Genomic DNA, 24248 nt, shown 5'->3' with positions numbered 1-24248 from the left:
GGACCGGCCTGGGCCGGCAGCAACGGGCCGTGGTCCGCCATCAGGCGGCGGCCCCAAGGGAAAGACAGCCGCCGTCGGCGGCGGTGAGGCGGGCGCCCACGCCCGGCATGGCATCCACAAGCCGGCGGGCCTGCGGCTCGTCCAGCAGGGACAGGGCCGTGGACAGGGCGTCTGCCTGGGTCGCTGTCGGCGCCAGCACCGTCACCTGGGTCCAGCGGGGGGCGGCCCGGCCGCTGGCCGGGTCCAGCAGATGGCTGAAGCGCCCGGCCGGGTCGAAGCGGGTGCCCTCGGCACCGGAGGTGGCGACGGAGCGGTCCACCAGCGCCAGCGTGGTGCCGATGCCGCCGCCGACGGGGGCGCGCAGGCCGATCTGCCACGGTCGGCCGTCGGGGCGCCGGCCGCTGGCGCGGATCTCCCCCATATCGACCAGCACATCGGTCATGCCGGCCCGGCGCAGGATCTCGGTCACCCGGTCGGTGATGTAGCCCTGGGCGATGCCGTTCAGCGTCACCGCCATGCCGCGATGGGCGAACCGCACCCGGTCCGTCGCCACCTGCACGGCGCTGTGGTCGACCAGTGCGCGGGCCGCGGCCACAGCGCTGGCGGGCGGGCCGGCGGGATCGGCGCCGTCCCGGGCGAAATGTTCTGCGTAAAGGCGCCAGAGCGGCTGCACCGTGGCATCGAAGGCACCGCCGCTGGCCCGTGCATAGGCGCCGGCCTCGCCCAGCAGCCGCACCAGATCGGCGGGCGGGTCGTCCAGCCGCCCGTCGCGGTTCAGCCGCACCAGGGCGCTGTCGGCGCGGTACAGGCTGAACACCGCCTCCAGCCGCGCCACCTCGGCCAGACAGAGGTCGATCAGGCGGCGGGCCGTGCCCGCATCGGGATGCACCAGCCGCAGGCTGGCGTCGGCACCCAGCGCCGTTCCGTCCCAGCGGTGTAGCGTGGCCGCGGCGGCGGCCCGGCGGGGCATCAGCGCCAGCCCGGCGGCGGCGGCGCTGATGCAGAGGAACCGGCGCCGGTCGGTGCCCTGACGCTCAGTGCGCATGATGGCCCTCCGCCGTCTGCCGGGCCGGACCCGCGGCCCCGGCGTCGGGAGCGGGGCCGGCCGTATCGTCCCCGTCCGCCTCCAGGATTTCCGCCGGCGTGATGTCGGCGAAGCGGCGGACCTGCCCGCCATGGGCGCTGGCGAAGGCGCGGGCGGCAGCCTCCTCGGCGAAGGGATAGAGTTCGGCCCCGGTCATGGCCGCCGGTGCTGTGGAGCCGGTGACGTACCAGGCCTGGCGGGCCTCGACCCAGGCATCGGGGGCGGCGGCGTCCGGTGCCGTGGCGCGTCCCATGTCGGAGACGAAGGCGGCGCGGATGGATTTCGGCTCCTCCGGCAGCATCAGGAAGGCGAAGGTGTCGCGCACCGACGATAGCCAGACCGGCCGGCTGCGCCCGCGCACATGCACCTGCCCCTTGGGGCCGGGATGGTCGGCCAGGTTCATGCCGCAATACTGGCCGACGGCGTCGGCGGTGATGGCGGCCGGGGTGACCGGGGCTTCGGCCACCGGCGTGTCACCGCAGCCGGCCAGCAGCAGGGCGGCGAGCACCGCCGCGGGAAGGCCCATGCGCATCAGATCTGTCTCCTGGAAAGGATCAGGGCCGACAGGCCCAGCGGCAGCAGCAGCCAGCCGGCCAGCGCCAGCAGCAGCAGGCCCGGGGCCAGCGTGCCGTGGGCGGCCAGTCCGGCCATGCCGGCATAGCGGCCGACCTCGGCGAAGCCGGCCAGGTTGAACAGGCGGTAGGCATCGGCCGGGTTGGCCAGCAGCAGGGCGTTCAGCAGCCCCGTGCCCAGCCCCTGGCCCTGGGTCGCCACCAGCAGGCCCAGCAGCCCCATGTCGTAGAGGAGCACGAACACCAGCCAGAGCGCCACGGCGATGCCGGCAGCGGTGCCGCGGTCCCGCACCAGCGTGCTGGCGAGATAGCCCAGCGAGACGAAGACACCGCCCAGCAGCACGCTGGACCCCAGCATGGCGGCGAAGGCGGCCCAGCTCTGCGGGCCGATGGCGGGCACGGTCGCCCACAGGGCCGCCCCGGCACAGCCATAACCGCACAGGGTGGCGAAGGCGATGATGGCCAGATGGCCCAGGAACTTGCCCAGCAGGGCCTGCCAGCGGGCCACGGGATAACTCAGCAGCAGCAGCATGGTGCCGCGGTCGATCTCGCCGACGATGGCGTCGAAGGACAGCAGCAGTGCCAGCAGTGGCAGCAGGAAGATGGTCAGGCTCGACAGGCTGACGATGGTCACCTCCACCTGGCCGACGCCGACGGTGCCCGTGGGCGCCGCGCCCAGGAAGGTCAGGGTCAGGGCCAGGGCCGCCATCAGCAGGGTGGTGGCGGCGACCCAGCGGTTGCGCAGGCCGTCGCGCACCTCCTTCGCCGCGATGGTCAGGATCGTGCTCATGCCGCGTCCTCCCGGGCCAGGAAATGGGCGTAGATGTCATCGAGGCTGGGCTGGACCACCTCCAGATCCTCCAGCGGGATGCCGCTCTCCAGCAGGTGCCGCAGCAGGGGCAGCTTGTCGGCCCCGCTGCAACTCAGCGCCACCACCGGCCCGTCCTGGGCCGGGATGCCGTAGAGGGCGCACAGCGTCCCGGCCTGGGTTCCGTCCACCGGACGGACGCGCAGGCGCACGGGCAGGTCGGCCAGCTGGCGCAGGGTGGCAAGGCAGCCCTCTGCCACCTTGCGCCCGCGATTCATCACCACCACGCGGTCGGCCTGACCCTCCAGCTCGGTCAGGGCGTGGCTGCACAGCAGCACCGTGGCTCCGCCATCCCGCAGCTCCCGCACGATGGCATAGAAGCTCTGGCGCAGGGCTGGGTCCAGGCCGGTGGTCGGCTCGTCCAGGAACAGCAGCCGCGGCGCGCCCAGCAGGGCCTGGGACAGGCCGAGGCGCTGGCGCATGCCCTTGGAATAGGTGCCGATGCGCTTGCCGGCGGCCTCGCGTCCCAGTCCGACCCGCTCCAGCAGATCGCGGTTGCCGGCCGTCGGCAGGCCCTTCAGGCGGGCGTAGAAGTCCAGGCATTCCAGCCCGGTCATGCCGGGGTGGAAGGCCACATTCTCGGGCAGGAAGCCGACCTGCCGGCGGATGCGCGCGGCCTGCGGTCCCGCCGGGTCCTGGCCCAGCACGTGCAGACTGCCGCCGGTGGGGTGGGTCAGGCCCAGCATCAGCTTGATCAGCGAGCTTTTGCCGGCGCCGTTGTGGCCGACCAGGGCCACGCATTCGCCGGGATGCAGGGTCAGGTCCACGCCACGCACGGCTTCGTGCCGGCCATAGCGCTTGCAGACGGCCCGGGCCTCGACGGTGGGGGCTGTGCTCATGGCGTCGATCCTTGCTCGGCGGTGCGGAGACGGTCCGGTTTCGTATCGGCCGGCGGCGCCATCAGCGGCCGGCTGTCCACCACGCCGCCGGGATGGATGGCGGGGAACTGCTTCTGCGCCCAGCGGATGACCTGGATGCCGGGGCTGTTCAGCAGCAGCTTGGCCTGGGGGTGGGCCCAGACCACGCGGTCGACCACGTCGTTGGGGCGATAGGCCTCGTCGGCGATGCCGTCGCCGTCCAGGTCGAAGGCGGCATTGTCGCTCCAGTAATTGCCGACGCCGTCCGACGACCAGTCCAGGCTGCGGGTACCCACATATTTGACCTGGGTGCGGTTGCCGATGAAGGCGTTGCCGGTGATGCTGTTGCGCTCGGACCCGGCGGTGAAGTGGATGCCGATCTCGCAGCCCTCAAACCGGTTGCCGCGCAGCAGGTTCTTGTTGGCGTTATAGATGAAGACGCATTTGCCGGTGCCGCTGCGCGGGGCCGTGGGATCGGCGTCGGCCTCCAGCGGCATGTCGCCGTCGCGGGCCTCGTCCTCGCCGCCGGCCGCCGTCTGCACCGTCTCGAAGCGGCCGGCGATGACATTGCCTTCGATGCGGGAGCCGTTGGCGTAATTCAGCAGCAGCCCGTGCTGGCGGTCACCCCGCGACAGGTTGTCCCGCACCAGCAGCCGGTGCGAGTACATCAGGGCATAGCCCACATGGTTGCCCAGCGAGCGGTTGCCCGAGATCTCGCTGTCATTCGTGTACATGTAGTGGATGGCGAAGCGGACATTCTCGAACTGGTTGTCCTTGAACAGATTGTTCCGGCTGGTGGTGACGAAGATGCCGTCCCGCCCGTCCCGCACGCTGTTGCCGACCACCTGTGTGCCGGGCGCGTTCCAGAGCTGGATGCCATTGCCGCGCTCGGACAGCCGCAGATCGGTCCGGCCGCGCACGGTGTTGGCGCGGATGCGCACATCGGCGGCGCCCCAGGCATAGATGCCGATGAGGTTGCCGGTCAGGCTGTTGCTCTCGACCTGCGCGCGCTCCGCCGTCTTGTCCAGGAAGATGCCGGCATTCTGGTCGAACAGGCTGCTGCCGGAATGGCGTACATCCAGGCCGCGCAGCGTGACGTCGGGCGCGGTCACGGTGACGCTGTTGCCCTGGCCGCCGCCATCGATGACGGCGCCCGGTTCCGCCGTCAGTGTCAGGGGCGTGGCGATCACCACCGGTCCGGGATGCAGGCCGGGCTGCAGCACCAGCGTGTCGCCGGGCTGGGCTGCCCGTAACGCCGCCTGCAATCCGCCCGGCGCCACCGGCACTGTTGCCGCCGCCGCCGCCGGTGCCGCCGCCGCCGGTCCGCCGGCCAGCAGCACCAGCACCAATGTGCCGCGTATGAAGGGGAAGGCTGTCACGGGCGGTGGTCCTGTCGGCGCCTGTGGGGAAGAAGGCCCCCTCCCCGCCGGGGAGACCGGGGAGGGGGAGAGAGGGGTGTCGAGCCTTAGGCGCTCTTCGGCTCGACGATCATGCGGCCGCCCATTTCCATGTGCAGCGCGTGGCAGAACCACTGGCAGTAGTACCAGTGGACGCCGGGCCGGTCGGCGGTGAAGGTGACGGAGGAGGTCTGCTGCGGCCCGATCTCCATGGCAACCCCGTGGTTGGTCACGGTGAAGCCGTGGGTCAGGTCGTCCACATCGTCGATGTTGGTGACGAACACCGTGACCTCGTCGCCTTCCTTCACCGTGAACTCCTCCAGGGCGAAGGACGGGGCGGACGAGAACATGTAGACGCGGACCTTGTTGCCGTCGCGGATGACCTTGGCATCGGTCTCCAGCGTCACCCCGTCGGCCTTGGCCTGCTTCACGGCGTCGGCGAACATCGGGTCGGCGCGGTCATAGACGCTGCGCGGATTGACCTTGGACCGGTGGACGATCAGCGTGTCATGCGGCTCGGCGAAGGTGGGGCCGTCATGCACCAGCTTCATCTCGTCGCCGGAGATGTCGATCAGCTGGTCGTTCTCCGGCTTCAGCGGACCGACGTTGAGGAAGCGGTCCTTGGAGAATTTGTTCAGCACCATCAGCCACTTGCCGTCGGCCTCCTTGGTCTGGCCCATGGAGGAGTGCAGATGGCCCGGCTGGTAATGCACGTCCAGCTTCTGGATGATGGGGGAGACCTTCTCGCCCTTGAAGGCGCGCTTGGCCTTGTCGATGTTCCACTTCACCACCTGGCTGTCCAGGAACAGGGTGGTGTAGGCGTTGCCGCGGCCGTCATAGGCCGTGTGGAGCGGTCCCAGACCCAGCTCGGGCTCGGCCACGACCGTATCCCGCGGCTGGATCTTGTCGTTGAACAGATCGTCGAACTTGCGCACGTCGAACACGGTGGCGGTCGGCGACAGCTTGCCGTTGGCGGTGGCATGGATGCCATCCGGCGCCATGTTGATGCCGTGCGGGCTGTTGGGCACGGGGATATAGCGGGTGTAGGGGGAACCGTGCCGCCCGTCCACCACCGGCACGCCGTTGATGATCTGGGCCTTGCCGCTCTTCACCGCCTCTTCGATGCGCTTGATGTTGAAGACGACCAGCCAGTCCTGCTCCTTCGACGTCATCTCCGCCAGGGTCACGCCCTCTTCGGAGTTGTAGCAGGTGGACATGGCGTACTTGCCCTGATAGTCCGCCTCGGTGTTGTCGAGGTTGCCGTCGACCCAGACCTGCCAGGCCACCGTCATGGTGTCGCCGTCGATGGCGGAGAAGTGCGAGCGGTACTTCTTGGGATCGGTCCGGTCGCGCCCGTCATTGGGCGTCGGCACGCGCTGTTCGCCATTGGCGAAGATATAGCCGGTGCGCGGATATTTCTGCAGGCGCAGGCCGTGGATGGCCGCGGCGTTGGGAATCTCGATGATCTTGTCGGGCTTCATGATGTCGCAGCGGATGCGCGCGACACGGGTGTTGGCCTTGTCGTTGCAGAAGATGTAGCGGCCGTCATAGGTGCCGTCGGTGAACGACATGTGCGGGTGGTGCAGGTCGCCGTTCAGATAGACGCCGCCGCGCTTCTCCAGGAACTTCCTGGTTTCCGGCAACAGCCCCTCGGTCAGGATCTTGCGGCTTTCGTTGGTCAGGCCCCAGCCGGTGGCCGAACAGCGGCTGAACACCGGGATGCGCATCAGCTCGCGCATGGAGGGGATGCCCATGATGCGGACTTCGCCCGACTGGCCGCCGGAATGGAACACATAGTATTCGTCCAGGTCGCCGGGCTTCACCTCATGGCTCTGCTTGCCGCCGGCAGCGGCGGCGGCCTGGGCGGGTCGGGCCGACAGCAGCCCGGCACCGCCGGCCAGCGCCCCGCCGCCCGCGGCGCCGAGACCGGCCAGGGCGGCGGCCTTGGCGGTTCCGCCCAGGAGAGCGCGGCGGTTCAACCCGTCTGTTTTTTCAATCTTGTCCGACATTGGGGGCTCCTCAGGATCTCCCGCACAGGCGCGGGGGGATGGCGACCGGGGGGTCACGCGTCAGCCGGTTTCGCCGCGGTGGCGGCGGCCGGGGTTTCGATGGCGGGTGGCTCGATGGCCGTGGCGGCCTTGACCGCCGGCGGCAGGGAGGGGTTGGAGGTCAGGGCCGCGGCCCGGCGCTCGGCCTTCTTCAGACGGCCGACCACGACGGGGCAGAGCTGGGTGTGGTGGTAGAGCACCTGGCAGTGCAGGCACTGGATGCATTCGTTGGGGTTGATGCGGCCATCGGGGTGGATGGCCTGCACCGGACAATCCACGGCGCAGCGATGGCAGGGATTGCCGCATTCCCGGTAGCGCCGCAGCCAGTTGAACATGCGCATGCGGCCGGGAATGGCCAGGGCGGCGCCCAGCGGGCAGAGATAGCGGCAGAAGAAGCGCTCGATGAACAGCCCGGCCAGCAGCAGCACGCCGGCGAACAGCACGAACCACCAGTCGCGCACGAAGTGCAGGATGATGGCGGTCTTGAACGGCTCCACCTCGGCGGCCATCTCGGCCATGGCCAGGCTGTGCAGCGACAGGCCGAAGATCACCAGGAAGATGATGTACTTGATCGGCCACAGCCGCTCATGCAGGGCGAAGGGCACCTTCACCTGCGGCAGCTTCAGCCGGCGGGCCGCCTTGTTGGACAGTTCCTGCAGGGCGCCGAAGGGGCAGAGCCAGCCGCAGAACGCCCCGCGGCCCCAGAACAGCAGCGACGCCGCCACCGCGAACCAGAGCAGGAACAGCAGCGGGTCCATCATGAAATAGTCCCACCGGAACTCGTGGCGCATGGCGTCCACGAAGGTCAGGACATTGACGACGGACAGCTGGGCATGGGCGTACCAGCCCAGGAACAGCAGCGTGAACAGCAGCACGCCGGTGCGGACACGGCCATAGAGCACGGGCCGGCGGACCAGCATGTCCTGGAAGAAGAAGATGGCCGTGACCAGGGTGATGACCCCCAGAGTCAGGGTGATGTCGACCGCCCTGTTCTCCCAGATGCGCTGCCACAGCGGGATCTCGGCCGGCGGCTCGGTCTGCGCCGCGGGCGGAAGGGGGCCGGCCGGCGACGTGCCCTGCGCCGGAGCGGGGGCAGCGGCCTGCAGATACGTCTCCGGCGGCAGATAGCTGAGGTCGAAGGTGACGAAGCTCTTGTCCAGGGCGGCCGTGGCCCGCTGCACCAGCAGCTGCAGCCGCCAGGGCTGGGCCGGGTCGAAGGTCATGGTCTCCGGCACGATGAACAGGCCGATCTCCGGCAGGTCGGGGGCGCCGGCCGCGGCCAGGCTGCCCAGGCGCTTGTGGTTCTTGTCGCGGAAGCGCACGCCGGCTTCGTTCTGCACCAGCTCGACACGGTCGAAGATGCCGCCGCGCACATAACCCGATCCCTTGAAGGAATAGCGGCCGCGCCCGGCCAGCAGCAGCGCCTGCTGCCCCGGCTTCAGGCGGGACAGCAGCGCCTGATACTCCGCATCGCCCAGCAGGCTGCGGCCGATGGTCGGAATGGTGGCCAGGGCGGCATAGAGGTCGATGAAGGTGTCGTCCTCGGGACCGGGTTCGGGCCGGTCCATAGCCTCGGCGCGGCCGGTCCGGTCGAAGGCGGCGTTGACGTCGGCCACGGTCAGCAGCAGCCGGCGCACCGACCCGTCGCCCAGCAGGGTTTCCCAGTCCTCCACCTGCTGGCGGCTCATATCGATGGTGCGGGCGGCCTGGGCCGGGCCGGCATGGTCGCTGCCGGCCAGGGCCAGGGCACCCGCCAGCTTGCGTCCCGAGCGCAGCAGGCTGTCGCCGATGACCATGACGGTGACGGTGGCGCCGGACACGATGTCCACGGGCGGTGCGCTGGCGTTGCTGAGGGCTGGGTCGAAGACGTTGCGGCCGATATAGCCGGCGATGAAGGCCTCGACCCGGGCCACGGGGATGCCGACCAGCACGATGGGTTCATGATGGGCCATCAGCTTGGCACCGGCGATGACACCGTCGGGTGTCAGCCCGACCATGACGTCGATGGGGCGGCCGGAATAGCCGGTGGTGTCCACCAGATCGGTGGTCAGATAGGCATATCCCAGCAGCGTGTCGCCCTTATAGACGGGAAAGGCCGGCGCGCGCGCATCCGCCGGCCCGAAGCGGTCGGCGCCAGGGAAAAGATCAGCAGGGGCGATGGATTTCAGGTAGGTGCTGCCGCGCGTTTCGGCGGCAACACAGGGCATCTCAATGAAGATTATAGAAATAAAAGCCAGTAATGCCCATAAAACAACCAGGCCTGATTTTCGCTTTAAATCATGCAAATGACCGTTTGACATTTATCAAGTGCCTTTTCTTGGCCCGTTTGACTTTCGATCGGTACGGGTTTTCCTGCCCTTTGATCATTGATGCGGATCAATTCGCCCGGGGAATCGATCGGCCGTTGCAGGGCCGGCGGAATCGGCTTCCGGCGGCACCGTTGCCCGGCAGATTTGGATAGGCGGGGAGGGGGCGGGTGTCTTTGTGCCGGCACAAAGACCGGGATGGTTTGTCGCACCACCGTCGCGGGGGAGGGCCGTTCCGGTCGGGTGCGCGCAAAATGCGCAGTCCTAGCCAGAGCGGATGGATTGACCGATGTAACCGATTGCATTACCAAGGAACAGCGCGCTCGGGCGGGAAGTCCCGGCGAAAACGATAATGTAATCGGTTGCATTCGTCCCGAACGCGGGCATGCGGAGGAATTCGAATGAAGAAGCGTTGGCTCCTGGCGACCGCCGTCGCCGCCATGGTCGGTCTGATGGCCGGTTCCAGCGAAGCAAAGACCTTCCGGATCGGCCTGTCCAACGGCTGGGTCGGCAGCGAATGGCGCACCCAGATGATCGAGGAGGCGCAGGCCGCCGCCAAGGCCTGGACCGACAAGGGCGTGCCGGTCGAGGTTGTGGTGCAGAGCGCCACGGTCGATGCCCAGGGCCAGATCGGTCAGGTCCGCAACTTCATCAACCAGGGCGTTGATGCCATCATCATCAACCCCAACAGCCCCACGGCCTTCAATCCGGTGTTCGCCCAGGCCAAGGCCAAGGGCATCCTGGTCATCGCCACCGATGCCGAAGTGTCGTCCAAGGATGCCATCTATGTCGGCATCGACCAGAAGGCCTGGGCCATGCAGTCGGCCAAGTGGCTGGTGGAGGCGCTGGGCGGCAAGGGCAACATCGTCGTCATCAATGGCGTGGCCGGCAACCCGGCCAACGAGATGCGCGTGGCCGGCTACCGCGAGGTGCTGAAGACCGCGCCGGGCATCAAGATCCTGAACGAGGCCAACGCCAATTGGGATCAGGCCCAGGGGCAGCAGACCATGCAGAACCTGCTGGCGACCTATCCCGACATCCAGGGTGTCTGGGTGCAGGACGGCATGGCCGCCGGGGCATGGCGGGCCATCATCGCCGCCGGCAAGAAGGACAAGATCGCCGCCACCGGCGAGATCCGGAAGGACTTCATGACGGTCTGGGCTTCTGAGAAGCTGACCTCCGGCGCATCGGTCAACCCGCCGGGCGTCATGGCCTCGGCCCTGAACGTGGCTGTGCTGAAGCTGCAGGGCAAAGCGTTCAAGGACGGCATCTTCGGCGGCGTCTATGGCAACGCCCTCTACATTCCGATCCCCTTCGTCGACAACGCCACCCTGCCGGCGCGGCTGAAGGAGGCCGAGGGCAAGCCCGGCTACTGGTCCGTCACCGCCACGGTGACGCCGGAGCAGGCCGCCGCCTTCTTCAAGTGACCGTCCTGTCCTGATGCCCGGGCGGGCATCCGGTCCGGGTGCCCGCCCCCTCCAGATCCGACGCCAGCCATGACCGGGGATGCCATGACCGGAACGCCCGAGACGCCGGCCCTTCCGATGCCGGCCCCCACCCCCTTGGGGCCTGCCATCGAGGCCCGCGACATCGTCAAGCGCTTCGGTGCCGTGCAGGCGCTGGGCAATGGCCGGCTGACCGTGGGCCGGGGCGAGATCCATGCCCTGCTGGGGGCCAATGGCTGCGGCAAGAGCACCCTCAGCAAGATCATCGCCGGCACCCATGCGGCCACGGCGGGCAGCCTGCTGATCGAGGGCCGGCCGGTGCGCTTCGCCACCCCGCGTGAGGCCGAGGCGGCGGGCATCGCCCTGTTCTACCAGGAACTCAGCCTGATCCCGCCTTTGTCGGTGGCGGCCAATATCTTCCTGGGGCGGGAGCCGCGCACCCGCGCCGGCTTCATCGACCGGACCCGGCTGCGGGCGGAGACGGAGGCGCTGATCGCGCTGTTCGGCGATACAGCCGGGCCGGGCCTGACACCCGACGCCCTGGTGGCGGATCTGACGCCGGGCCAGCGTCAGATCGTGGAGATCCTCAAGGTCCTGTCGAAGTCGCCGCGCATCGTCATCATGGACGAGGCCACGGCCGCCCTGGATGCCCGTCAGGTGGCGGTCTTCTTCGACATCCTGCGCGCCCGGCGGGCCGCAGGCGTGTCCACCGTCTTCATCTCCCACCGGCTGGACGAGGTCTTCGCCCTGTGCGACCGCGTCACCGTCATGCGCAACGGGGAAACCGTGGCGGATCTGTGCATCGCCGATACCGATCAGGACAGTGTGGTGCGGCTGATGATCGGGGATGTGCGCAAGGCCGGCCGGCGCACCCGCGCCGACCGTCCCGCGGCGGCCCCGCTGCTCCAGGCTGACCGGGTCGGGGGCGGACGCCTGCGGGACATCACGCTGGCGGTGGCGCCAGGGGAAATCCTGGGCCTGGGCGGATTGCAGGGGCAGGGGCAGTCGGCGCTGCTGCGCGGGCTGTTCGGGGCCGATCCGCTGACGGCCGGCCGCCTGCGCCTGGACGGGCAGCCCGTGCGCATCCGCGCGCCGGCTGATGCCGTGGCCCGCGGGATCGCCTATGTCTCCGGCGACCGCGTGGCCGATGCCGTGCTGGCCGGGCGCTCCATCTTCGAGAACCTGGCCGCGGCCGTGCTGGTGCGCGAACGCCGCTGGCGTGTCGGGGCCGGCACGCTGGCGCCGCGGCTGGCCGGGGTGGCGGCTTCGCTGAAGACCAAATATGCCGGTCTGGACGACGCCATCGGCACCCTGTCCGGCGGCAACCAGCAGAAGGTGTTCATCGCCCGCTGGCTGGCCACTGGGCCGCGGCTGCTGCTGCTGGATGACCCCACCAAGGGCATCGATCTGGGTGCCAAGGCCGACCTCTTCGCCCTGATCCGCCAGCTGGCGGACAGCGGGGTGGCCATCATCCTCTATTCGTCGGAGGAGGCCGAACTGCTGGATCAGTCCGACCGCATCCTGGTCTTCAACGGCGGGGCGGTGGTGACGGAACTCTCCGGCCCGACCCTGGACTCCTTCCACCTGACGCGCGCCGCCTACGGAGACGCCGCATGAAACGCGCGCTGCCATCCGCCTTGTCCGCCCTGCCGGCCGCGCTGCCCGCCTGGGCCATCACCGCGGCGGCCCTGACCGTGCTGGTGATCGTCAACGGCCTGCTGCAGCCCGGCTTCTTCGACGGGACAGTGCTGCAATCGAACCTCACCACCTTCCTGCCGCTGGTGCTGGTGGCCATCGGCCAGACCTATGTGGTCCTGGCCGGTGATATCGACCTGTCGGTGGGCGCCGTCGCCGCCCTGGTCAATGTGGTCACCGTCACGGTCATCGCCGCCACCGGCGACGGGCCGGACGCCATCCTGGCCGGCCTTGCCGCCGGGCTGGCGGTGGCGCTGGCCTGCGGCCTGGTCAACGGCCTGCTGATCGGGGTGGTGGGATTGCAGCCCATGGTGGCAACCTTCGGGACGGCCATCCTGTTCTCTGCCCTGGCCCTGCGCATCCTGCCCCAGGCCGGCCTGCCGGTGCCGGACGCCTATTGGCAGACCTATGGCGGCGCGGTGCTGGGCCTGCCCACCGTGCTGCTGATCCTGCTGCTGGCCATCGGCTTCGTGGCCCTGCTGGCCCGCCGGCCGTTCCAGACCTGGCTGAAGGCCGTGGGCGGTAATCGCGGCGGCGCCTTCCAGAGCGGCCTCGACCTTCGCCGCATCCGGCTGTCGGCCTATCTCATCAGCGCGCTGTTCGCCGGCTTCGCCGCCCTCTGCCTGACGGGGGAAACGGCCAGCGGCGATCCGCTGCTGGGGCAGAGCCTGGGTCTCGGCTCGGTTTCGGCCGTGGCGCTGGGCGGCACGCTGCTGTCGGGCGGTGTCGGCGGGGCCGCCGGCTCCATTCTGGGGGCGCTGCTGCTGGGCATGATCGGCAATGTCATCTTCTTCGCCGGCCTGCCCTTTGAATACCAGACCCTGGTCCAGGGCCTGATCGTGCTCGCGGCGCTGGCCGGGGGCGTTCTCGTGGCCCGCCGCCGCTGAGGGGAGACCGATCATGACCGCGCCTTCGCTCTCCCCGTCCGGCCTTTCCACCGGCTCCCGCCTTGCCACGCTGGCCGCCAGCCCGCTGGCCCTGGCCCTCATGGCCATCATCGTGCTGCTGGGCCTGGGCGAGATGTTGTCGCCCGGCTTCGCCCGCGGCGACCAGATCATCCGCCTGCTGACCGTGGCGGCCCTGCTGGGCATCGCCGCCGCCGGGCAGAATCTGGTGATCCTGGCCGGCGGCGAAGGCATCGACCTGTCCATCGGGGCACAGATCTCCTTCGGCGCCATCATCGCCGGCAATGTCATGAACGGCAGTGATGCCGCCATCGCCCACGCCATCCTGGCGGCCTGCGGCGCCACCTTCCTGGTGGGGCTGGTCAACGGGCTGGGCGTGACCCTGGTGCGGCTGCCGCCGCTGGTGATGACGCTGGGCATGATGGCCATCATCCAGGGGGGGCTGGTGGTCTTCTCCCAGGGCATCCCGTCCGGCAACGCCGCCCCGGCGCTGATGGGCTTCATCAACCAGCCGGCCTTGCTCGGCCTGCCCGGCATCCTGCTGGCCTGGGCCGTCCTCATCGTGCTGATGGGTCTGCTGCTGCGCCGCACGGCGCTGGGCTTCGCCATCTATGCCGTCGGCGCCAATGCGCGGGCGGCGCGGCTGGTCGGACTGCCGGTCCGGGCCGTGCGCACGCTGGTCTACGGCCTGTCCGGGGCACTGGCCGGGCTGACGGGTGTCTTCGTCATCGGCTACACCGGCAATTCCTTCATCAGTGTCGGTGACCAGTACATGCTGCCCACCATCATCGCCGTCGTCATCGGCGGCACCTCCCTGGCCGGCGGCACCGGCGGCTATGTCGGCACCGTGGCCGGCGCCATCGCCCTGGTGCTGCTGCAAAGCGTGCTGACCACCCTGCATCTGGACTTCTGGGGCCGGCAGCTGATCTTCGGCGGGACCTTGCTGCTGCTGCTGGCGCTCTACGGCCGCCAGACCGGACCGCGGGTGTGATGACCATGGCCGAGCATCCCAACATCAAGGCCGTGGCCGATATGGCGGGCGTTTCCACCGCCACCGTCTCCCGCGCCCTGTCGCGGCCGGAGAAGGTGCGCGAGGACACCCGGCGGCGGGTGCTGGAGGCGGTGGCCGCCATCGGCTTCGTTCCCAACGACCAGGCCCGCGCCTTCCGCCGCCGCGCCAGCCACACGGTGATCCTGCTGGTGCGCGACATCTCCAACCCCTTCTACCTCGACATCTACAAGGGCGTGGAGGAAGCGGCCTTCGCCGCCGGCTACAAGGTGCTGATGGGCGATGCCCGCGACGACGACCGCCGCATCCGCCACTACATCGACGCCGTGCGCGAGCGCCATGCCGACGGGCTGATCCTGATGATCGGCCGGCTGCCCGACAGCCTGCGCAACGACCGGCTGCCGCCGCTGGTGGTGGCGCTGGAGGCCATCGCCGGCCTCGACCTGCCCACGGTGCGGGTGGACAACGCCGCCGCCGCCTTCGAGGCGGTGACGCATCTGCTGCAGCTGGGGCATCGCCGCATCGTCCACATCACCGGCCCGCTGGGCGAACATCTCGGCACCGCGCGTCTGGAGGGCTACCGCCGGGCGCTGGAGCAGGCCGGCATCGCCTATGACCCCGATCTGGTGGTGGAGGGGGATTTCAGCCTGTCCGCCGGCCGCGCCCTGACACTCGGCCTGCTGGACCGGGGCCGCCGTTTCACCGCCCTGTTCGCCGCCAGCGACCAGATGGCCCTCGGCGCCATCGGTGCCCTGAAAAGCCACGGAATCCAGGTGCCGCGCGACGTGTCGGTGGTGGGGTTCGACGACACGCTGGTGGCCGGGATGCTCGACCCGCCGCTGACCACCATCCATCAGCCCCGGCGCGAGATCGGACAGGCCGCCATGGCCCTGATGATCCGGCAGCTGAAGAAATCCCGGTCGGCCCCGGTGCCGCAGCACTGCTTCCCGACCCGGCTGGTCATCCGGTCCTCGACCGCCCCCTGTCACGACCCCTGACTGCCGACCACTGATCGACAGCCCGTCCCGCCTGATTGCGTAGGCCCGATTGCGTAGGCCCGATTGCGTAGGAGAGAGACACCATGAAGACACTGCGTGGACCCGGGATTTTCCTGGCGCAATTCGTCGGCGCACAGCCGCCCTTCGACACGCTGGACAATCTGGCGCGCTGGGCGGCCGATCTGGGCTATGTCGGGCTGCAGCTGCCGACCACGGCGGGGCTGTTCGATCTGGAGCGGGCGGCCACGTCCAAGGCGTACTGCGACGAGCTGCGCGGCCGCCTGGGCGAGGCGGGGGTGGAGATCACCGAGCTGTCGACCCATCTCCAGGGCCAGCTGGTGGCGGTGCATCCGGCCTATGATGCCCTGTTCGACGGCTTCGCTCCGGAGGCCGTGCGCGGCCGTCCGGCGGCGCGCACCGACTGGGCGGTGCGGCAGATGCGCCTTGCCGCCGCCGCCTCGCGCAATCTCGGTCTCGCCACCCATGTCAGCTTCTCCGGCGCCCTGGCCTGGCCCTATGTCTATCCCTGGCCGCAGCGTCCGGCCGGGCTGGTGGAGGAGGCGTTCGCCGAACTGGCGCGCCGCTGGCGCCCCATCCTCGATGCCTTCGACGAGGCCGGGGTGGATCTGGCCTTCGAGCTGCATCCCGGCGAGGACCTGCATGACGGCGTGACCTTCGAGCGGTTCCTGGCGGCGGTGGACGGCCACCCGCGTGCCGCTATCCTCTACGACCCCTCGCATTTCGTGCTGCAGGCGCTGGATTATCTGGCCTTCCTCGACATCTACCACCCGCGCATCCGCGCCTTCCATGTGAAGGACGCCGAACTGCGGCCCAGCGGCCGCTCCGGCGTCTATGGCGGCTACCAGTCCTGGGTCGACCGGCCGGGCCGCTTCCGGTCGCTGGGCGACGGCGCCATCGACTTCAAGGCCGTCTTCTCCAAGATGGCCCAGTATGATTTCGCCGGCTGGGCCGTGCTGGAATGGGAATGCGCGCTGAAGCATCCCGAGGATGGGGCGCGCGAAGGGGCCGCCTTCATCCGCGACCACATCATCCGTGTCACCGGACACGCCTTCGATGATTTCGCCAGCAGCGGCGCCGATGCCGCCGCCAACCGCCGCCTTCTCGGCATCGGCTGATCGGACAGGGGAGAGCCGGAGCATGACCAGCACGCGACGCATCCGCCTCGGCATGGTCGGTGGCGGGCACAAGGCCTTCATCGGGGCCGTCCACCGCATCGCCGCCCGCATGGACGACCGCTTCACGCTGGTGGCGGGCGCCTTCGACGCCGACCCGGACCGGGGCCGCGACTTCGCCCGGTCCATCGGCATCGCCCCCGACCGGGCCTATGGCGGCTACCAGGACATGCTGGCGGCCGAGGCGGCGCGGCCGGACCCCATCGATGCCGTCGTCATCGTCACCCCGAATTTCCTGCATTTCCCCGTGGCCAAGGCCGCGCTGGAGGCCGGCTTCCATGTCATCTGCGAAAAGCCGATGACCACGACGCTGGAGGATGCCCAGACTCTGGCGGCGCTGGTGGCCGCGACGGGCAGGCGCTTCGTGCTGACCCACACCTATACCGGCTATCCCATGGTGCGGCAGGCCCGCGCCATGGTGGCGGCGGGCCGGATCGGCACGTTGCGGCGGGTCCAGGTGGAATATGCCCAGGACTGGCTGGCCGAGCCGGTGGAGGCGACGGGGGCGGAGGGCGCGGTCTGGCGCACCGACCCGGCCAAGGCCGGGTTGGGCGGTGCCATCGGCGATGTGGGCACCCATGCCTACAATCTGGCCGCCTTTGTCACGGGGGAGGAGCCGGTGCATCTGCTGGCCGACCTCACCGCCTTCGTGCCGGGCCGCCGGGTGGATGATGATGCCGGCATCCTGCTGCGCTACGCCTCCGGGGCCAAGGGCGGGCTCTGGGCCAGCCAGGTGGCCACCGGCAACGGCAACAACCTGTCGCTGCGCGTCTATGGCACGCAGGGCGGGCTGGAATGGTGGCAGGAACGGCCGGAGGAGCTGTGGTTCACCCCGCTGGGCCAGCCGCGCCAGCTGCTGCGGCGCAACGGGGCCGGGTCCTGGCCGGTGGCCGCGGCCTCCAGCCGCGTGCCCGCCGCCCATCCCGAGGGCTACCTGGAAGCCTTCGCCAACCTCTACCGTGACGCCGCCGACCTGCTGCTGGCGCACCAGGAGGGTGCAGGGGCGGGGGAAGCGGCCCCGCCCGCCTCGGCCATGGACCCGGACTGCCCGCTGCCCGACGTCGCGGCGGGCGTGCGCGGCCTCGCCTTCGTCAGCGCCTGCCTGGACTCCGCGGCCCGCGGCTCCGTCTGGGTGCCGTTGGGCTGACCGCCGGACGGGGCCGCACGGCGGCTTGTCGCCGCCGCGCCGGGGCTGCTATCGTCCGCTGCCGCGCGGCGCTGCCTGCGCGCGCTCCGGTTGCTTTTTTGAAGGCGGTCACATGCGCGCTGCTTCCCCGGTTCTGGCCCTGGCCCTGCTGTCCTCCCTCTCCCTGCCGGTCGCGGCGCGGGCGCAGACGTCGGCGCTGGATGCCGTCCTGAACTGTCTGAGCGTCCCCGACGGTCCGGACCGGCTGGCCTGTTTCAACAGCCGCGTGCCCGCCCTGCGCGGACCGGGGCCGGCCGCACCCGCTGCGACGGCCGCACCGGCGGTCCAGGGCCTGGGGGCGGAACAGCTGGCCAGGCCCCGCGCCGAGGCGGCGCCCGAGCAGGAGGTAAAGGCCACCATCGCGGCCCTGCGCCAGAATGCGGAAGGCCGGATGGTGTTCACCCTGGATAACGGGCAGGTCTGGCTGCAGCGCGACAGCGCCAGCGTCCGTCTGAAGGCCGGTGATGTGGTCACGGTGAAGCCCGGTGCCCTCGGCACCTACAATCTCATCGGCGGCGGGTCGGGGCTCATCATCAAGGTTCGCCGGGTCAAATGATTCGTTTGAAAATTGTTGTGACCTTCGTGGTGTCTTGACCCAGGTCAAGGGCGGCAGGCCCGCCCTGGTCCAGGCTGGTCCCGTCAGCAACGGGAGTGTGGCCATGGACACGGTTCTTTTCAGCCTTCTGGCGGCCTGCGTCGGGGTTTTCGCGCTGGTGCAGCTGCTTCTGGCCCTGGCCATCGGTATGGGGGTGCGTGACCTGTTCGCGCCGACGCCCGTGCCCGTGCCGGTCAAGGCCCGTACCGCGCCGCGCCGGGCCGCCTGATCCTGCTCCCGGTGGGCGTCTTCAGCCCCCTTTGCCATATCGGGGCTTGATCGGGGCTGGCCGGCGGGAGGAACGCTGAACCGGCTCTGCTGTTTCATGGTGCTGTTTTCCGTTGCCGGACACCGCCATGAACGCTTCCCCGTGGACTGCCGCCCCCTCGCCTGACGCCTCGTCCTGGCCGCCCGGCCTCGAAGCCCTGGCGGATATGCATCTGCCGGCCTTCCTGATGCGGCAGCGCTGGTATCCGGCCAAGGATGCCGGCCCGCCCCAGGTCGGCCTCGACCGGCTGGAGCCGTTCGCCCTGCCGCAGCATCCGGCCGCCCTGGCGGTATGGCGGGTGCAGCCGCCCGGCGGCAGCCCGTTCCGTCTGTTCGTGCCCCTGGCCCTGCTGCCGCGCGCTGATCTGGCCGGGCGGGATGCCGCCATCCTGGCCGAGGCGCATCCGGCGGAGCAGGCGGTGCTGGCCGATGCCTTCGCCTCCGACGCTTTCGTGCGCGCCTTCACCGCCGCCATGCGCGGCGGGGAACCCGCGGCTGAGCTCCCGATCCGCCGCGGGACGGCGGAGCAGTCCAACACCTCGCTGCGCATCGGCGAGGATGCCATCCTCAAGGTCTTCCGCAAGCTGGAACCCGGCATCCATCCCGAGCGGGAGATGGGGGCGCTGCTGCAACAGCGCGGGTTCACCGCGACACCGCCGCTGCTGGGCGCTTTCGACCTGCCGGGCGGTGCGGGGGAGGAGCCGACCACCCTGGCCGTGCTTCAGGGCTTCGTCGCCAACCGGGGCGACGGCTGGTCCTGGATGCTGGAGCGGCTGCGCCGCGACGAGGACACGCTGGCCTGGGTCCACCAGCTGGGCCGCCGCACGGCGGAGCTGCACCGGGCCCTGGCGGCCGACGGCAGCGCCTCGCAGAGCTGGGGGCCGGACATCTGGCCGGAGGCGGTGGACAACACCGATCTGGACGGCTGGCGGGCGGGTGCTCTTGCCATGGGGCGGCGGGCGCTGGACGGGCTGGCCGCCTCCCTGGACGGGTTGACGCCGCCGGCCCGCTCCCTGGCGGAGCGGCTGCTGGCCCGGCGTGACAATCTGCCGGACCATCTCGCCGCCCTGCTGCCGCGGGATCTGGCCGTGGCCAAGACCCGCCACCACGGCGACTACCATCTGGGACAGGTGCTGGTGACGGCCGATGGCGGCGATGCCGTCCTCATCGACTTCGAAGGCGAGCCGCTGCGTCCCCTGGCCGAACGCCGGGCCAAGCACAGCCCGCTGCGTGACGTGGCCGGCATGTTGCGCTCCTTCTCCTACGCCGCCGCCGCGGTGGCCCGTGGTCCCGGCGGTGCCGCCCTGCAGGGCCGTCTCGCCGCCTGGGCCCGCGACGCCAGCCGTGGCTTCCTGACCGCCTATCTCGCCGCGTCCGAAGGGTGCCCCGGCTGTGCCGCCGATCCGGTGGACACGGTGCGGCTGATCCGCTTCTTCATGCTGGAAAAGGCGCTGTACGAGGTGGCGTATGAGGTCGCCAACCGGCCGGACTGGGTGGATATCCCTCTGGCCGGGGTTCTGGCCATCCTGGAGGAGCCTGTGGCGGCGCAGCCGGCCCCCGTGTCCGTTCCCGTCTCCGCCGCTTCCTCTGCCCCTGGCTCGATCCCCGCCGCGGCGCCGGCGCACCGTGCCCACCGCATGCCGTTCGGGGCCGAGCTGCAACCCGATGGTCAGGTGCGTTTCCGCCTGTGGGCGCCGGCCCAGGACAGCATCCGCCTGTCGCTGGACGGCCAGGACGAGCCGCTGCCGCTGGAGCGTGGGGAGGATGGCTGGCACGGTCTGGTGACCGACCGCGCCGGACCGGGCAGCCGCTACCGGTTCCTGCTGGCCGACGGCATGGCCGTGCCCGACCCCGCCTCCCGCCACCAGCCCGAGGATGTGCACGGCCCCAGCCAGGTCGTCGATCCCATGGCCTTCCGCTGGCGTTGCCTGGACTGGCAGGGCCGGCCCTGGGAGGAGACGGTGCTCTACGAGCTGCATATCGGCAGCTTCACGCCGGAGGGCACCTTCTGCGCCGCCATCGGCCGGCTGGACCATCTGGTGCGGCTCGGCGTCACCGCCATCGAGATCATGCCGGTGGCCGATTTCCCCGGCGGGCGCAACTGGGGCTATGACGGCGTGCTGCCCTACGCGCCCGACAGCGCCTATGGCCGTCCGGAGGACTTCAAGGCCCTGGTCGATGCCGCCCATGCCAAGGGCCTGAGTGTCCTTCTGGATGTGGTCTACAATCATTTCGGGCCGGAGGGGAACTACCTGCCCCTCTACGCGCCGCAGGTCTTCACCGAGAAGCACCACACCCCCTGGGGCGCCGCCGTGAACTACGATGATGTCGGCAGCGCCGTGGTGCGGGCCTTCGTCATCCACAACGCCCTCTACTGGATCGAGGAGTTCAATCTCGACGGCCTGCGTCTGGACGCCGTCCATGCCATCCTCGATTCCGGCGACCGTCATCTGCTGGACGAGCTGGCCGAGCGCGTGCGCGCCGTCGCCGGTGACCGCCCGGTGCATCTGCTGCTGGAGAACGAGGAGAACCAGGCCAGCCGGCTGGAGCGGGACGAGCAGGGCCGGCCGCGCCACTACACCGCCCAGTGGAACGACGACATGCACCATGTGCTGCATGTGGCCGCGACCGGAGAGAGCGCCGGCTATTACGGCGATTATGCCGGCGATGTGGACAAGCTGGGGCGCGCCCTGGCCGAGGGCTTCGCCTTCCAGGGCGAGATGATGCCCTATCGCGGGGAGGAGCGGGGCCAGCCCAGCGCGCATCTGCCGCCCACCGCCTTCGTCGCCTTCCTGCAGAATCACGATCAGGTCGGCAACCGCGCCTTCGGCGACCGCATCGCCCAGTGCGCACCGGCGGAGGCCGTGCGGGCCGCGGCCTGCCTCTATCTGCTGGGGCCGCAGATCCCCATGCTGTTCATGGGGGAGGAATGGGCGACGGCGCGGCCCTTCCCCTTCTTCTGCGATTTCGGCCCCGATCTGGCCGACGCCGTGCGTGAGGGACGGCGCAAGGAGTTCGCCCGCTTCCCCGAATTCCAGGACGAGGCCGCCCGCGCCCGCATCCCCGATCCCATGGCGGAGGAGACGTTCCGCTCCGCCACGCTGGACTGGCAGGCCCTGTCCGATCCCGTCCATGCCGATTGGCTCGACTGGTATGTCCGCGTGCTGGCCGTGCGGCGGGCGGAGATCGTGCCGCGTCTGGCCGGCGCCCGCTCCGGCCGCTATCGGCGCATCGGCGCCACCGGCGTGCTGGTGCGCTGGCCGCTGGCTGATAGTCTGGTCCTGACCCTGGCCGCCAACCTTTCGCCGGACCCGGTGGAGGGTTTCCCCGCGCCGGCCGGCCGTGAGATCTGGCACGAGGGAGCGGTGGGCGACGATGGCCGCTTCGGCCCCTGGGCCGTGCGCTGGTCGCTGGAACCCGCGGGCATGCCGGATGGCGGACCCGGCGGCGGTCAGGCGGAGGATGAGGCCGCCACTGCCACTGCCACTGCCCTCGACCGGCTGGCCGGGCGGCTGGGCATCGAACCCGGCTATGACGACGCCACCGGTCGGCCGGTGCGGACCTCGGCTGGAACCAAGCGCCGCCTGCTGGCGGCCATGGGCGTCGCCATAGGGGGCGATGCGGCGGACGAGGAGTCGGCGGCCTGCTACCTCGCCGCCCTGGACCGGGAGGAGGTGGAGCGCATCCTGCCGCCCGTGGCCGTGCTCGACCGGGCCGCCGGCCGCTGGACCCTGCCGGTCGTCCTGCCCGCCGGCAGTGACAGTCTGGACTGGCGGCTGTTGCTGGAGCAGGGCGGTGAACGCACGGGGACCGCCCGCGATCTCCGGCCCCTCGACACGCTGGAGATCGACGGGCGCGGCTTCCATCGCCTGTCCCTGGCCCTGCCGGACGACCTGCCCGACGGCTATCACCGGCTGGAGGCGGCGGGCCGGACCATGGCGCTGATCGTCTCCCCCGGCCGCTGCTGGCTGCCGCCGACGCTGGCGGCGGGCGGCCGCCTCTGGGGGCTGGCGGCCCAGCTCTATACCGTGCGCTCCGCCACCAACTGGGGCATTGGCGATTTCGGTGACCTGCGCACGCTGGTGGATCTGGCCGCGCACCGCGGGGCCGGTGTGATCGGCCTCAATCCGCTGCACGCCCTGTTCCCCGATGATCCGGAACATGCCAGCCCCTATTCCCCGGCCAGCCGCCTGCTGCTGAACGTGCTGTCCATCGACGTGACGGCGGTGCCGGAGTTCGCCGGCTGTGCCGAGGTGCAGGCGCTCGTGGCCGCAACGGACGTCCAGGCCCGGCTGGAGGCGGCCCGGCAGGGGGCGCAGGTGGACTACAGCGCCGTGGCCGACCTGAAGATGCAGGCGCTGGGGGCGCTGTTCAACAGCTGCCGGGCGGCGGCCGGCGCGCCGCGCTGGCAGGCGTTCGAGACGTTCCGGCGCGAGCAGGGGGAGCGGCTGGAGCGTCCCTGCCTGTTCCTGGCCCTGCGCCGCCATTTCGCCGAGCAGGGCCGGGCGGACTGGCATGACTGGCCGGAGGTCTTCCGCCGCCCGGACTCGCCGGACGTGGCCCGCTTCGCCGCGGACCACCGGCACGTCATCGACTTCATGGTCTGGCTGCAATGGGAGGCCGACCGCCAGCTGGGCGTTGCCGCGGCGCAGGCCCGCGACGCCGGCATGGAGATCGGTCTCTACCGCGATCTGGCCGTGGGCGCCGACGCGGCGGGGGCGGAGACCTGGGCCAACCCCCGGGCCGTGGTTTCCCATGCCCATGTGGGCGCGCCGCCGGACATCTTCATGCCCGGCGGCCAGGATTGGGGGCTGCCGCCCTGGAACCCCGCCGCCCTGCGGGACGAGGCCTACCGCAGCTTCATCGACCTGCTCCGGGCCAACATGCGCCATGCCGGCGGCCTGCGCATCGACCACGCCATGGCCCTGCAGCATCTCTACTGGGTGCCCAAGGGCGCCTCGCCCCGGCAGGGCGGCTATGTCGCCTATCCGCTGGAGGAGATGGTGGGCATCCTGGCGCTGGAAAGCCAGCGCAACCGCTGTCTGGTGGTGGGGGAGGATCTGGGCACGGTGCCGCCCGGCTTCCGTGAGCGCATGGCCGCGGCCCGGGTGCTCTCCTACCGCGTGCTCTATTTCGAACAGGATATGGAGCAGGGGACGTTCAAGGCGCCGGACGCCTATCCGCCGCTGTCCCTGGCCGTCATCGCCAGCCACGACCTGCCCACGCTTCCGGCCTGGTGGGCCGGGGCCGAGATCGGACTCAAGGACCGGCTGGGCCTGTTTCCGGCGGCGGGGGAGGCGGAGCGCCAGCGGCAGCGCCGCGCCCGCGACCGGGCCTGTCTGGTCCAGGCCCTGCGCGGTGAAGGGCTGTTGCCCGACGCGGGCGATCTCGACGCGATCGGGGACGATGCCCTGTTCGTGGCCGCCCATGCCTTCCTGGCCCGCGGCCGTGCCGCCCTGGCCCTGGCCCAGCTGGACGATATCAGCGGCGATGTGGACCCGGTCAATGTGCCGGGCACCGGCGCCCAGTTCCCGAACTGGCGGCGCAAGCTGACCCTGTCGCTGGAGGATTTCGCCACCAGTCCGCGCCTGCAGGTCCTGAGCGACATCTTCGCCGCCGAACACCGCAGAGGACGCCTTTCGGCCTGACCGCGGCCGGCCTGACCGCGGCCCATCCTGGCTTACGCCGGATTATCCGACGCCGGATAAGGGCTTGGAGTCCTGGCCCGGCGGGCGTCGGGACATTTTTCTACATCCCTAGGCCAATTGCGGCACCGGGTGCTTTCCTGTCCCCTGAACAGCAAGGAAAAGCCGCGTCCGACGG

Annotated in this window: 17 protein-coding genes; 10 read left to right on the top strand and 7 right to left on the bottom strand. The window is 70.4% G+C overall.

The genetic code is table 11. From position 1 onward, the window contains the following. Window positions 1-40: 40 nt before the first annotated feature. The 7 genes from DK368_RS11645 to DK368_RS11615 all read right to left on the bottom strand — a co-directional run bounded on the left by DK368_RS11645 (window position 41) and on the right by DK368_RS11615 (window position 9033). Window positions 41-1045, bottom strand: coding sequence for an FAD:protein FMN transferase (locus DK368_RS11645; RefSeq protein WP_114394118.1), 1005 nt, complete (start codon window positions 1043-1045; stop codon window positions 41-43). Next, window positions 1035-1616 (bottom strand): nitrous oxide reductase accessory protein NosL, encoded by a 582-nt coding sequence (locus tag DK368_RS11640; protein WP_114394117.1) that lies wholly within the window; start codon window positions 1614-1616, stop codon window positions 1035-1037. Before DK368_RS11640 ends, DK368_RS11645 begins: the two co-directional genes overlap by 11 nt. Beyond that, window positions 1616-2446 (bottom strand): ABC transporter permease, encoded by an 831-nt coding sequence (locus DK368_RS11635; protein WP_114394116.1) that lies wholly within the window; start codon window positions 2444-2446, stop codon window positions 1616-1618. Before DK368_RS11635 ends, DK368_RS11640 begins: the two co-directional genes overlap by 1 nt. Further along, entirely contained in the window at window positions 2443-3363 is a 921-nt protein-coding gene (locus DK368_RS11630) for an ABC transporter ATP-binding protein (RefSeq protein WP_114394115.1), read from the bottom strand. The genes DK368_RS11635 and DK368_RS11630 overlap by 4 nt, the downstream gene beginning before the upstream one ends. Further along, window positions 3360-4760 (bottom strand): nitrous oxide reductase family maturation protein NosD, encoded by a 1401-nt coding sequence (locus DK368_RS11625; RefSeq protein ID WP_240002461.1) that lies wholly within the window; start codon window positions 4758-4760, stop codon window positions 3360-3362. Before DK368_RS11625 ends, DK368_RS11630 begins: the two co-directional genes overlap by 4 nt. 86 nt (window positions 4761-4846) lie before the next feature. After that, window positions 4847-6787 carry a TAT-dependent nitrous-oxide reductase gene (gene nosZ, locus DK368_RS11620; RefSeq protein ID WP_114394114.1) on the bottom strand — a complete coding sequence of 647 codons (1941 nt, stop codon included), beginning with the start codon at window positions 6785-6787 and terminating at the stop codon, window positions 4847-4849. 53 nt (window positions 6788-6840) lie between these two features. Further along, window positions 6841-9033, bottom strand: coding sequence for a NosR/NirI family protein (locus DK368_RS11615; RefSeq protein ID WP_114394113.1), 2193 nt, complete (start codon window positions 9031-9033; stop codon window positions 6841-6843). Between the two features lie 500 nt (window positions 9034-9533). Here DK368_RS11615 and DK368_RS11610 point away from each other — a divergent pair, with 500 nt between their 5' ends. From DK368_RS11610 to treZ, 10 genes are all read left to right on the top strand, one after another. Beyond that, window positions 9534-10559 carry an ABC transporter substrate-binding protein gene (locus DK368_RS11610; protein ID WP_114394112.1) on the top strand — a complete coding sequence of 342 codons (1026 nt, stop codon included), beginning with the start codon at window positions 9534-9536 and terminating at the stop codon, window positions 10557-10559. A gap of 84 nt (window positions 10560-10643) precedes the next feature. Then, a complete protein-coding gene (locus DK368_RS11605) occupies window positions 10644-12194 on the top strand; it encodes a sugar ABC transporter ATP-binding protein (protein WP_205028180.1) in 1551 nt (516 codons plus the stop codon). Continuing rightward, on the top strand, window positions 12191-13159 hold the full coding sequence (locus DK368_RS11600; protein ID WP_114394111.1) for an ABC transporter permease: 969 nt from the start codon (window positions 12191-12193) through the stop codon (window positions 13157-13159). The genes DK368_RS11605 and DK368_RS11600 overlap by 4 nt, the downstream gene beginning before the upstream one ends. 13 nt (window positions 13160-13172) lie before the next feature. Continuing rightward, window positions 13173-14168 carry an ABC transporter permease gene (locus DK368_RS11595; protein WP_114394110.1) on the top strand — a complete coding sequence of 332 codons (996 nt, stop codon included), beginning with the start codon at window positions 13173-13175 and terminating at the stop codon, window positions 14166-14168. Then, window positions 14168-15184, top strand: coding sequence for a LacI family DNA-binding transcriptional regulator (locus DK368_RS11590; protein WP_205028179.1), 1017 nt, complete (start codon window positions 14168-14170; stop codon window positions 15182-15184). Before DK368_RS11595 ends, DK368_RS11590 begins: the two co-directional genes overlap by 1 nt. Before the next feature lie 83 nt (window positions 15185-15267). Continuing rightward, complete coding sequence (locus tag DK368_RS11585; RefSeq protein ID WP_114394109.1) at window positions 15268-16320, top strand: sugar phosphate isomerase/epimerase family protein; 1053 nt, start codon at window positions 15268-15270, stop codon at window positions 16318-16320. Between the two features lie 22 nt (window positions 16321-16342). Continuing rightward, window positions 16343-17524, top strand: coding sequence for a Gfo/Idh/MocA family protein (locus DK368_RS11580; RefSeq protein ID WP_205028177.1), 1182 nt, complete (start codon window positions 16343-16345; stop codon window positions 17522-17524). 112 nt (window positions 17525-17636) lie between these two features. Next, the gene (locus tag DK368_RS11575) at window positions 17637-18119 is read left to right on the top strand and encodes a hypothetical protein (protein WP_114394107.1); all 483 of its coding nucleotides are present in this window, start codon (window positions 17637-17639) and stop codon (window positions 18117-18119) included. Window positions 18120-18222: 103 nt separating this feature from the next. After that, window positions 18223-18387: a hypothetical protein gene (locus DK368_RS11570; RefSeq protein ID WP_155524558.1), complete on the top strand. Its 165-nt coding sequence runs from the start codon at window positions 18223-18225 to the stop codon at window positions 18385-18387. A 127-nt stretch (window positions 18388-18514) separates the two neighbouring features. Beyond that, window positions 18515-24073: a malto-oligosyltrehalose trehalohydrolase gene (gene treZ / locus DK368_RS11565; RefSeq protein ID WP_205028175.1), complete on the top strand. Its 5559-nt coding sequence runs from the start codon at window positions 18515-18517 to the stop codon at window positions 24071-24073. Window positions 24074-24248: the final 175 nt, after the last annotated feature.

It is taken from the genome of Oleisolibacter albus (genome assembly GCF_003336875.1).
Taxonomy (GTDB): domain Bacteria; phylum Pseudomonadota; class Alphaproteobacteria; order Azospirillales; family Azospirillaceae; genus Niveispirillum; species Niveispirillum album.
This window is presented reverse-complemented; position numbering and strand designations above follow the sequence as displayed.